The 11330-nt window shown below is 75.4% G+C and carries 9 protein-coding genes and 1 riboswitch; of the genes, 2 read left to right on the top strand and 7 right to left on the bottom strand.

Annotated elements, in window-relative coordinates; translation table 11 throughout:
* Nucleotides 1–374 precede the first annotated feature (374 nt).
* From IG64_RS30665 to IG64_RS30635, 7 genes are all read right to left on the bottom strand, one after another.
* Nucleotides 375–1823, bottom strand: a complete 1449-nt coding sequence (locus IG64_RS30665; RefSeq protein ID WP_199811684.1) for a cobyrinate a,c-diamide synthase — start codon at nucleotides 1821–1823, stop codon at nucleotides 375–377.
* Nucleotides 1824–1827: 4 nt separating this feature from the next.
* Nucleotides 1828–2427: a cob(I)yrinic acid a,c-diamide adenosyltransferase gene (gene cobO / locus IG64_RS30660; RefSeq protein ID WP_037862122.1), complete on the bottom strand. Its 600-nt coding sequence runs from the start codon at nucleotides 2425–2427 to the stop codon at nucleotides 1828–1830.
* The gene (locus IG64_RS30655) at nucleotides 2427–4508 is read right to left on the bottom strand and encodes a putative cobaltochelatase (protein ID WP_037862121.1); all 2082 of its coding nucleotides are present in this window, start codon (nucleotides 4506–4508) and stop codon (nucleotides 2427–2429) included. The genes cobO and IG64_RS30655 overlap by 1 nt, the downstream gene beginning before the upstream one ends.
* A 49-nt stretch (nucleotides 4509–4557) precedes the next feature.
* Nucleotides 4558–6081, bottom strand: coding sequence for a cobyric acid synthase (locus tag IG64_RS30650; protein ID WP_037862120.1), 1524 nt, complete (start codon nucleotides 6079–6081; stop codon nucleotides 4558–4560).
* Nucleotides 6078–7031: a cobalamin biosynthesis protein gene (locus IG64_RS30645; RefSeq protein WP_037862119.1), complete on the bottom strand. Its 954-nt coding sequence runs from the start codon at nucleotides 7029–7031 to the stop codon at nucleotides 6078–6080. The genes IG64_RS30650 and IG64_RS30645 overlap by 4 nt, the downstream gene beginning before the upstream one ends.
* Nucleotides 7032–7130: 99 nt before the next feature.
* Nucleotides 7131–7283, bottom strand: a riboswitch (cobalamin riboswitch).
* A gap of 182 nt (nucleotides 7284–7465) precedes the next feature.
* Nucleotides 7466–7687: a hypothetical protein gene (locus tag IG64_RS30640; protein ID WP_037862117.1), complete on the bottom strand. Its 222-nt coding sequence runs from the start codon at nucleotides 7685–7687 to the stop codon at nucleotides 7466–7468.
* Nucleotides 7688–7730: 43 nt separating this feature from the next.
* Nucleotides 7731–9002 (bottom strand): inorganic phosphate transporter, encoded by a 1272-nt coding sequence (locus IG64_RS30635; protein WP_037862115.1) that lies wholly within the window; start codon nucleotides 9000–9002, stop codon nucleotides 7731–7733.
* A 263-nt stretch (nucleotides 9003–9265) separates the two neighbouring features.
* Here IG64_RS30635 and IG64_RS30630 point away from each other — a divergent pair, with 263 nt between their 5' ends.
* Nucleotides 9266–10060, top strand: a complete 795-nt coding sequence (locus IG64_RS30630) for a class II aldolase/adducin family protein (RefSeq protein WP_078884317.1) — start codon at nucleotides 9266–9268, stop codon at nucleotides 10058–10060.
* Between the two features lie 139 nt (nucleotides 10061–10199).
* Complete coding sequence (locus IG64_RS30625; protein WP_037862113.1) at nucleotides 10200–11327, top strand: alpha/beta hydrolase; 1128 nt, start codon at nucleotides 10200–10202, stop codon at nucleotides 11325–11327.
* The last annotated feature ends 3 nt before the right edge of the window (nucleotides 11328–11330 follow it).

Below are 11330 nucleotides of genomic sequence, written 5' to 3'. Positions count from 1 at the left end.
GGCCTGGCGGCCTGAGCGCAGCCGCCCCCGGGCCCGGCCCGCGGGCCCCCCCGCCCGCCCCCCCGCCCGGCCCGGCAGCGCCCCCCACCCGCCGGATGAGCGCGGCGCCCCGCCCGCGGCACCCGCCCGCCCCCCGAACACGGACGCCGGGGCGCTCCCGGCCACGGACACGGGCCCCCGCACGGACCCGCACACGGGCACGCGCTCGGCCACGCACAGGGGACCACCCACGGGCACAGACACCCACGCGGACACGTCCGCGGGCACGCACACGGACACGGGCCCGCTCACGGACACGTCCACGGCCATGGCTTCGGGCCCGCACACGGCCAAGGCGGCGGTCGCCGGAGCGGACGCGGCTGCCGGCCTGCCGTTCACGACGTCCGGCACCTCTCCACGAACCGGCGGGCGGCGCCGGGTGCGGCGGCCCAGTGCGTGTGCACGTAGCTCGCGTGCACGTTGCCCTGCACGAACCCTTCGAGGCGCCGCTCGGGTCCGCGCAGCCCCCAGGCGGGGGCGGCCCCGGCGCCCGGTTCCACGACCGTCCGGTGGAACTCGTGCCCCCGCATCCGTTCGCCGGCGCCCGCCAGCACGCTGTCGGTGACGGCCACGGCGTCCCGGTAGCCCAGCGTCAGCCGCCCGCTCATCCGCGCGGACGCCTCCAGCACCCCGCACATCGGCTTCCCGTCCAGCTCCCGGCACAGATACAGCAGCCCGGCGCACTCGGCCGCGACCGGGGCACCGGTGCGCGCGAGGTCGCCGACGGCCTTGCGCAGGGGTTCGTTCGCGGACAGCTCGGCGGCGTAGACCTCCGGGAAGCCGCCCCCGACGACCAGCCCGCGCGTCCCCTCGGGCAGTTCCTCGTCGCGCAGCGGATCGAACGGGACGACCTCGGCACCGGCGGCCGTCAGCAGCTCGGCGTGCTCCGCGTAGGAGAACGTGAAGGCGGACCCGCCGGCGACGGCGACGCGCACGGGCGAGCCGTGACCGGAGCCGGCGGCTCCCGGGGCCGGGGCGGGGACGGACAGCGCGGGCGCGGCCGCCACCGCCCCGGCCGCGTCCCAGGCCGCACACGACAGCGTTCCCGCAGTGCGCGCCAGCGCGACCAGTCCCTCCAGGTCGCACCCCGCCTCCGCCTGCGCCCCCATCGCCGCGACCGCCTCGACCGCGGCACCGCGCCGCTCGGCGACCGGCACCAGCCCGAGGTGGCGCGAGGGGGTGTCGACCTGCGGCGCCCGGCGCAGCACCCCCAGCACCGGCACGCCCACCGACTCCAGCGCCTCCCGCAGGAGCGCCTCGTGCCGGTCCGAGGCGACCTTGTTCAGGATCACGCCCCCGACCCGTACTTCCGGGTCCCACGAGACGAACCCGTGCACCAGCGCCGCCACCGACCGCGACTGGGAGGAGGCGTCGACCACGAGCACCACCGGCGCCCGCAGCAGCTTCGCCACCTGCGCGGTGGACGCCAGCTCGCCCTGCCCCGCCGCCCCGTCGTACAGGCCCATGACCCCTTCGACGACGGCGATGTCGCACCCGCGCGCCCCGTGCAGGAACAGCGGCCCGACCAGTTCGGGACCGCACATGTACGCGTCCAGGTTGCGCCCCGCCCGCCCGGTGGCGAGCGCGTGGTACCCGGGATCGATGTAGTCCGGCCCGACCTTGTGCGGGGACACGGCGAGCCCCCGGCGCGCCAGCGCGGCCATCAGCCCCGTGGCGACCGTGGTCTTGCCGCTCCCCGAGGCAGGCGCGGCGACGACGATCCGGGGCACGCACCCCGGGGCGGAGACCGCCCGGGTCGCGGGGCCCGGGGCCGGGGTCAGCACGGCGTCACCACTCGATGCCCCTCTGGCCCTTCTGGCCCGCGTCCATCGGGTGCTTGACCTTGGACATGTCGGTGACGAGGTCGGCGAAGCCGACCAGCTTCTCGGGAGCGTTGCGCCCGGTGATCACGACGTGCTGGGTGCCCGGCCGGCCGCGCAGCACCTCCACCACCTCGTCCGTGTCGATCCAGCCCCAGTGCAGCGGGTACGCGAACTCGTCGAGCACGTACAGCCGGTACGTCTCGGCGGCCAGGTCCCGCTTGACCTGCTCCCAGCCCTCCCGTGCCTTGGCCTCGTTGTCCGTCTGGGCGTCCCGCTGGACCCACGACCAGCCCTCGCCCATCTTGTTCCAGACGACGCTGCCGCCCTCGCCCGAGTCGCCGAGCACCCGCAGTGCCCGCTCCTCGCCGACCCGCCACTTCGCCGACTTGACGAACTGGAACACTCCGATCGGCCAGCCCTGGTTCCAGGCGCGCAGCGCCAGTCCGAACGCGGCGGTCGACTTGCCCTTGCCGGCGCCCGTGTGCACGACGACCAGCGCACGGTTGCGCCGCTGACGCGTCGTCAGCCCGTCGTCCGGCACCACACTCGGCTGTCCCTGCGGCATTACGCGGCCCTCCTCGAAGTTCCCTGCACATCCCGGACGAGCCCGGCGATGCTGTCCGCGCGCAGCCCGTCCAGTGTCACCGCCGTGGCGCCCAGTTCACCGGCGAGCCGTCCGGCGAGCCCCAGCCGCACCGGTCCCGTCTCGCAGTCCACGACCACCGAGGCCGTCCCCTCGGCGGCGAACAGCCGCGCCGCGCGCTCCGCGAGGGCGACCGGTTCCGGGCCGCCGGTGGCCCGCCCGTCGGTCACCACGACCACCAGCGCCCGCCGCGCCGGGTCCCGCAGCCGCTCCACGCGCAGCACCTCGTGCGCCCGCAGCAGCCCGGCCGCCAGCGGCGTACGACCGCCCGTGGGCAGCGACTCCAGCCTCACCGCCGCCGCCTCCACGGACGACGTCGGGGGCAGCGCCACCTCCGCGGACGTCCCCCGGAACGTCACCAGACCCACCTTGTCCCGCCGCTGGTAGGCGTCCAGCAGCAGGGACAGCACGGCACCCTTCACGGCGCTCATCCGCTGCCGCGCCGCCATCGACCCGGACGCGTCCACCACGAACAGCACGAGGTTCCCCTCGCGCCCCTCCCGGGTCGCCTGCCGCAGATCGTCCCGCCGCACCACCAGCCCGGGACCGGAGCGTTTGCGTGCCCGCTGGTGCGGGGCGGCGGCGTGTACGGTGGCCGCCAGGTGCAGCTTGGTCAGGGTGCCCCGCGGGCGCCGCGCGCCGGTGGTACGGCCGTGCTCGGTACGCGCCCGCGAGCGCCGCCCCGCGGCCCCTTCGCCGATGCCGGGCACGCTGAGCACCTTGGTACGGAACGGCTCCGCGGCCCGGACGGCGGACTGCTGGCCCGCTGCGGCCCCGGCCGGCCGCGGCCGGCCCGCGCTCTCCCCCTCCCCGGGCGGCACGGCGCCGTCGTCCTCGGCCTGCGCGCTCGCGTCGTCGCCTCGCGCGCTCCCGTCGTCCCCGCCCCGCGGGGTGCCGCCGCCGTGGTCGGGGCCGGGCTGTCCGCCGCCCCCACCGCCACCGCCGCCACCGTCCGGCCCGTCCGGGCCGGGATCGTCGTCGTCCTCGGGCTCGCCGCCGAACTGCTCCAGCGTCTCGTCGAGTCTGTCCTCGTCCAGGCCCGGCGCGTCGAACGGATTGCGCCGCCGCCGGTGCGGCAGTGCCAGCAGCGCCGCCTGCCGTACGTCCTCGGCGAGCACGTCGGTGCGCCCGGCCCACGCGGCCAGCGCGGTCGCCGTCCGCGCCATCACGATGTCGGCCCGCATGCCGTCCACCTCGAAGGCGGCGCAGGTCGCCGCGATCTGCCGCAGCGCCCCGTCCCCGAGCCGCACCCGCGACAGCAGTTCCCGCGCGGCCGCGATGCGGGCCCGTACGGCGGCCTCCTCGTCGGCCCAGCGCGCGGCGAAGGCGGTGGGATCGTCGTCGTACGCCAGCCGCCTGCGCACCACCTCCACCCGCTGGTCCGGCTCCCGCGAGGCGGCCACCTCGACGGTCAGCCCGAACCGGTCGAGCAGCTGCGGGCGCAGCTCCCCCTCCTCGGGGTTCATGGTTCCCACCAGCAGGAACCGCGCGGCGTGCCGTACGGAGACGCCCTCGCGCTCGACGTAGGAGGCACCCATGGCGGCGGCGTCCAGCAGCAGGTCGACGAGGTGGTCGTGGAGCAGGTTGACCTCGTCGACGTAGAGGATGCCCCGGTGGGCGTCGGCGAGCAGGCCCGGCTCGAACGCCTTCACGCCCTCCGCCAGCGCGCGCTCGATGTCCAGCGCACCGACCAGCCGGTCCTCGGATGCCCCGACGGGCAGTTCGACCATCCGCGCCGGCCGCGTCTCGAACGCCCCCGGCTCGTGCGGCCCGTCCGGGCAGGCGGGGTCGGGGGAGTCCGGGTCGCACGAGAAACGGCATCCGGCGACGACGTCCACCGCGGGCAGCAGCGCCGACAGCGCCCGCACCGCCGTGGACTTCGCGGTGCCCTTCTCACCGCGTACCAGCACCCCGCCGACCGCCGGGGAGACGGCGTTCAGCAGCAGCGCCAGCCGCAGGTCGTCCTGACCCACGACGGCTGTGAACGGAAACGGGGTACTCACTTCTCCTCGCCCTCCAAGTCGCCCTCGAACTCCAGATGTGCGGCGGTGTTCACGCGGGCGCCCCCGGCGGGACGAACGGCAGGCCCTGCGGCGCGCCCGACTCGATGAGCCGCCACAACGCGTCCGTGTCCGCGTGTTCTTCGATCAGGTCGCCGAGCCGGTCGAGCTGCTCCTCGCGCAGCGCGGCGAACGACGTGCCGGGCGCGGGCACGAAACGGCGGCCCGCGGCCGAGGCCACCTCGCGCAGGAAGGCCCGCCGGAATCCGTCCGACTCCAGCGAACCGTGCCAGTGCGTGCCCCAGACGGACCCGGCCCGGCAGCCGTCCAGGAACGCCTCACCGCCGGTGACCTCGGCGACCCCGTGGTGGATCTCGTACCCCTCGACCCGCTCGCCCAGGGCCTCGCCCACGGGCCGGGCGAGGGTCTTGCCGGCGGCGAAGCGGACCCGTACCGGCAGCAGCCCCAGCCCGTCCACGTCCCCGCGGCGGCTCTCCACCTCGTCCTCGATGTGCTCGCCGAGCAGCTGGAAGCCGCCGCAGATCCCGAGCACCGGCCGCCCCTCGGCCGCCCTGCGCGCCAGCGCGCCGGCGAGGCCGCGCTCGCGCAGCCAGTCCAGCGCCCGCACCGTGCCCCGGGTGCCCGGCACCACCACCAGGTCGGCGTCGGCCAGTTCCTCGGGCCGGTCCACGAACCGCACGACGACGCCGGGTTCGGCGGCCAGCGCGTCCACGTCGGTGAAGTTGGACATCAGGGGCACCGCGCACACGGCGACCCGGAGCACGTCCTCACCGACCGGCGGCGCGACGGCGGACTCCCGCACGGCGCCCCGCAGGGACACTCTCAGGCCGTCCTCCTCGTCGATGCCGAGCCCGTGTTGGAACGGCAGCACGCCGTAGGTGCGCCGGCCCGTGAGCCCGTGCAGCATGTCGATGCCGGGTTCCAGCAGGGAGACGGCGCCCCGGAACTTGTTGACGAGGAACCCGGCGACCAGCTCCTGGTCCTCGGGGGACAGCAGGGCCACGGTGCCGAAGAAGGAGGCGAAGACACCACCGCGGTCGATGTCGCCGACGACGACCACCGGCAGCCCCGCGCCCCGCGCGATCCCCATGTTGACGATGTCGGTGCGGCGCAGGTTGATCTCGGCCGGGCTGCCCGCCCCCTCGCAGATCACCGCGTCGTACGTGCCCCGCAGTTCGGCCAGGCAGTCCAGCACCGTACCGAGCAACTGCCGCTGGCGTCCGCCGTGGTAGCCGCGGGCGCTCATCTCGCCCACCGGCCTGCCCAGCAGCACGATCTGGCTGCTCTGCTCGCCGCCCGGCTTGAGCAGCACCGGGTTCATCAGCGCGGTCGGCTCGATCCGGCAGGCCTGCGCCTGCATGGCCTGCGCCCGCCCGATCTCGGCGCCCTCACGGGTGACGAACGAGTTGAGGGACATGTTCTGCGCCTTGAACGGCGCGACCTTGACGCCGCGCCGCACCAGCCACCGGCAGATCCCGGCGGTGACGACGCTCTTCCCGGCGTCGGAGGTGGTCCCGGCGACGAGCAGACCGCCGCCGCGTCGAGCGCCGCTCATGACGCACGTCCTTTCGTCAGACGGTCGCACAGCAGCTTCGCGGCGGCGCACGTGCCGAGCGCGAGCCAGCTCACGCGCCGTGAGAGCCGTACGGCCCGGTCGATGTCCCTCACCTGGACGGCGCGCCCCCGGTCATTGAGCACCGGCCGGTGCTCCACCCGCCCCCCGTACGACAGCGTGCCGCCCAGCCGCACCCCGAGCGCCCCCGCGAACGAGGCCTCCACCGGCCCGGCGTTGGGACTCGGGTGGCGCCCGGCGTCGGCGCGCCAGGCCCGTACGGCCCCGCGCGGATCACCGCCCGCCACGGTGGCCAGCAGGGCCGTCAGCCGGGCCCCCGGCCAGCCCGCCAGGTCGTCGAGCCGGGCGGACGCCCAGCCGTAGCGCCGGTAGCGGGGCGACTTGTGCCCGACCATGGCGTCCAGGGTGTTGACGGCCCGGAAGCCGGCCAGGCCCGGCACGCCCGCCAGGGCACCCCAGGCGAGCGCGCCCACCACCGCGTCGGAGGTGTTCTCGGCGACCGACTCGACGACGGCGCGGGCGATCCCGTCGGCGTCCAGGGCCTGCGGATCGCGTCCGCACAGGTGCGGCAGGCGCGCCCGGGCCGTCTCGACGTCGCCCGCCTCCAGCGCCCGCCCGATGGCGCCCGCCTCGCGGGCGAGCGAGGTGCCGCCGACCACGGCCCAGGTGGCGGCCCCGGTCAACAGGACCGAGCCGGCGGGGGAGTGGCGGACGGCGCGGGCGGCGGCGGCACCCAGCGCGGCGGCGCCACCGGCGCACACGACGGTGTGCAGCGCGCCCCACCCGCGGTGGTCCCGCCACAGCACACGCTCCACGGCGCCCGCGGCCCGCCCGAACACGGCGACCGGATGTCCGCGGCGCGGATCGCCGAGGAGCAGGTCACCGAGGAGGCCGGCGGCGGCGCCGTACGCGAAGACGCGGTCGGCACCCATGGGTTCAGCCGGCCGCGGGGTCGGTCGGGCGGTCGGTGCTGGGCCTCGGTCGGCAGCCGCGCATGGCGATAGGTCCTCACTCAGGGTGTCCGCGCCCTGGTTCGACGAGACCGGCGGAGAGAGTTCCTGGCTCCCGGGGAACGTCCTCCCCGGTGACAGTGGCGGGACCGCGCCGGATTCGCACCGGCTTCCTCTGCTGCCGCCGTACATGGCCCCGGAAGTCCACCACGGCCCCGGAACACCCGTCAACTTGCCGTTGACCTGCACCGCGCCGGTGTGCCGAGGCTCATATCCCCGACGGGAGGCTGCCGCAGGGGCGCCGGAGGCGAGCCGGCGCGGCAAGAACCCCCGTGAGCGCCACGGAAGGGCTCACGGGGGTCGATGCCGAAGTCGCGGGACGTGCCCCTCGCCGGGGCAGGGGTGCGTCCCTGCGGTCAGCCCAGGATCAGGGAGATTCCGTAGGCGACGGCTGCCGCGCACAGCGCGAAGCACGCATAGGCACCGGCGGTCGCGGCGAGGGCCGACTCACCGCGGGTCGACGCGGCCTCCCGGCGGGACAGGCCCGCGATGCCCAGGGTGAACAGGGCCACGAGGCCGACGGTGACCACGAGGCTGACGCCGAAGACGGAGCCGATGGCTGCCCAGTCGATCTTCATCTCGATGCTGCTTTCTCGATTGCCGGGGGGAGGGGCGGCGGTGTCAGACCGCCGCGGCGGGCGGGGTCGCCGCCGCCGGGCTCGCGGCAGAGGCCGTGCCGAGCGCGGACGCCGGGGCCGGGATGGTGGCCGTGAGGCCGTCGGCCACCGGGGCCGCCGGTGGCGGCGCCACAGCGGCGATGGCCTGCGTGACCACACCGGCCGGCTCCTCGGCGTCCGCCCCGTTGACGTTCGTGTGGTCGACGACCTGGCGGCGGGAGATCTTCCAGATCGCGGCGCTCGCGGCCACCAGGAACACGGCGACCAGCGCGGTGCCCCAGTCACCGAGACCGGTGACGGCCTCCGCGCCCGCGCCGACCACCGCGGCGGCCGGCAGCGTGAGCACCCAGGCGACGGCCATCCGGCCCGCCGTGGACCAGCGGACCATGCCGCCCTTGCGGCCCAGACCCGCGCCCATCACCGAGCCCGAGACGACGTGCGTGGTGGAGAGCGAGAAGCCCAGGTGGGAGGAGGCCAGGATGGCCGCGGCCGCGCTGGTCTGGGCGGCGAATCCCTGCTGCGGCCGGAGGTCGGTCAGGCCCGTCCCCATGGTGCGGATGATGCGCCAGCCGCCGATGTAGGTGCCGAGCGCGATGGCGAGACCGGCGGAGAGGATGACCCAGGTGGGAGGGTTGGAGCCCGGTGCGACGGCGCCGCCGGCGATCAGGGCGAGGGTGATGATGCCCATCGTCTTCTGCGCGTCGTTGGTGCCGTGCGCCAGCGAGACCAGGCCCGCCGAGGCGATCTGCCCGATCCGGTGGCCCTTCTCGGCCGCCTTGCCTTCCGTCTTCCGGCCGATCGTGTACGACAGCCGGGTCGCGGCGACCGCGGCGACGCCCGCGACGACCGGCGCGGCGACCGCCGGGAGCATGACCTTGGTGACCAGGACGTCGCCGTGCACGGCGCCGACGCCGGCCGAGGCGATGGTGGCGCCGATCAGACCGCCCAGGAGGGCGTGGGAGGAGCTGGACGGGAGCCCGACCAGCCAGGTCAGCAGGTTCCAGAGGATCGCGCCGACCAGGGCGGCGAAGATGACCTCGGGACGGATGCCGGTCTCGTCGACGAGACCCTTGGAGATCGTGTTGGCGACCTCGACGGAGAGGAACGCGCCCACCAGGTTGAGCACGGCGGACATGGCCACCGCGACCTTGGGCTTGAGTGCGCCGGTGGAGATGGTGGTGGCCATCGCGTTGGCGGTGTCGTGGAAACCGTTCGTGAAATCGAACGCGAGTGCGGTAACGACCACAATCGCGAGGATCAGCGAGAAGCTTTCCATTTACCCAGGCAATCGTTCGAGCGTCATTGGCTCGTCGAACGTAGGTAACCCGGGTGAACGGAAGATGAACTGGGGCGGTCGCAGTGGTGTCCGATTCTGTGTCTTCGGCCTCCTGTGTCTTCCGCCTCCTGTGTCTTCCGCCCTTCTCCGTCTTCGGCCCTTCACCGGGGCCGGTCCTCCCCCTTCCCTCTTCCCGGGCGCCCGGGAGCCCGGCGCCCGGGAAGTCCGGCCCGGGGGCCGCGGGAGACTGGCAGGATCACCGCATGGCCGAACAGCAGCAGGACGCGGAGCGCGCGAGCGGAGCGCGGCAGGAGCCGGAGGGGCGGGAGGGGCAGGCTGCGCAGGAGGTGCGGGAGGTGCGGGAGGTGCGGGAGGTGAGGGAGGTGAGGGAGGTTCGGGACGAGGAGTCCCGCGCGTGGCGCGAACTGGTGTCCACCGCCCGCCGTACCGTCACCGACGGACTCGTCGTCGGCACCTCCGGCAACGTGTCGGTCCGGGTCGGGGACACCGTCCTGGTCACCCCCTCGGGCGTCCCGTACGACCGGCTCACCCCGCAGGACGTCACCGGCGTCGCCCTCGACGGCCGGCAGGTGCTCGGCACCCTGGTCCCCACCAGCGAGCTGCCCATGCACCTCGCGGTCTACCGCACCACCGGAGCGCGTGCGGTCGTCCACACCCACGCCGTGCACGCCACGGCCGTCTCCACGCTCGTCCCCGAACTCCCGCTGATCCACTACATGGCCGGCGCCCTCGGCGGTCCCGTGCGCGTCGCCCCCTACGCGGCCTACGGCACCGAGGAACTGGCCGCGCACGTGCTGCGTGCCCTGGCCGGCCGCTCCGGCTGCCTGCTCCAGAACCACGGCACCCTCACCTACGGCGCCACCCTCGACCAGGCGTACGACCGCACCGCCCAGCTGGAGTGGATGTGCCGCCTGTGGCTGACCGCGTCCTCGGTCCCCGGCCTGACCCCCTCCCTGCTCTCCCCGCAACAGCTCGCGGAGGCCGGCGAACGGCTGCGCGGCTACGGTCAGCGGCACCCGCGGACGCCGGGGGCCTGACGGGTGCCGCCCCCGGGGCCGGCACGGGATCCGGCGGTCCGCAGGGGTGAAGAGCGCTGTTCCTGGAACTCGCAGGAGCATGTCACCCCGACCGTTCCTTCCGCTGGCCGGTGAACCGGCACGCCATGACACTGGACCCGTGCGCACAGTCAAAGCGACGGCCGCGGCCGTCACCGCGGCCCTCGCGGCCGGCGCGGCGAGCGTCGCCGCCGGCCGGCTCGCCAGCGACGCCGCGCTCAAGTCACCCCCGGGCCGGCCCCTGCCCACCGAGCCCCGGCTCACCGTGCACGGCACGGCCGCCGGCCAGATCACCCTCACCCGGGACCTGGCCTCGCTGCGTCCCGGCACCTACGGCCTGGCGGGGGACGGCTCCCACGCGGTCGTGGGCCCCGTCCTGCAGGGCGCCCCGCACCTGCCCGACACCGTCGTACGCCGCCTGGAACGCGTCACCCACGGCCTGCTCCACCCCCGCGACCGGGTCTGGCTCACGCCCAACCTGCACGTCGGCGACCCGCGCTCCGCCCTCGGGCTGGACCACGCCGACGTCGACGTGCCCGGCGAACTCGGCCCGCTGCCCGCCTGGTTCGTGCCCGGCGTCCGCGAGACCTGGGTGATCACCGTGCACGGTCTCGGCGCCACCCGCGAGCACCCCCTGAACATCATGCAGTTCCTGCACCGCAGACACTTCCCGGTGCTGGACGTCGCCTATCGCGGGGACCTCGGCGCACCCCGCTCCCCGGACGGCCTGAACCACCTCGGCGAGAGCGAGTGGCGCGACCTCGACGCGGCGATCCGCTACGCCGTGGACCACGGCGCCGAGCGCGTCGTCCTGCACGGCTGGTCCACCGGCGCCACGATGGCGCTGCGCGCCGCCGTCCACTCGGAGCTGCGCGACCGGATCTCCGGGCTGGTCCTCGACTCGCCCGTACTCGACTGGGAGGCGACGCTGCGCGCCCTCGCCCGGGCCCGGCACACGCCGGGGCCCCTGCTGCCGCTCGCGGTGCGCGCCGCGCAGGGACGCACGGGCCTGTACGCCGACCGGGTCGCCGACTCCGCCGGGCCGGCGCGGCTCACGGCACCGACGCTGATCTTCCACGGCCCCGGCGACGAGGTGGCCCCCTGGCGGTTCTCCCGCCGCCTGGCCGAGCACCACCCCAACCTGGTGGCCCTCCACACGGTCCGCGACGCCCCCCACGGCGCCATGTGGAACGCCGACCCCCAAGGCTACGAAGAGGCCCTGCGCCGCTTCCTGACCCCATTGATGTGACCT

It is taken from the genome of Streptomyces sp. NRRL S-340, assembly GCF_000720185.1.
Classification (GTDB): Bacteria; Actinomycetota; Actinomycetes; order Streptomycetales; family Streptomycetaceae; genus Streptomyces.
The sequence above is the reverse complement of the archived record's forward strand: the minus strand, read 5'-3'. Positions and strand labels throughout refer to the sequence as shown.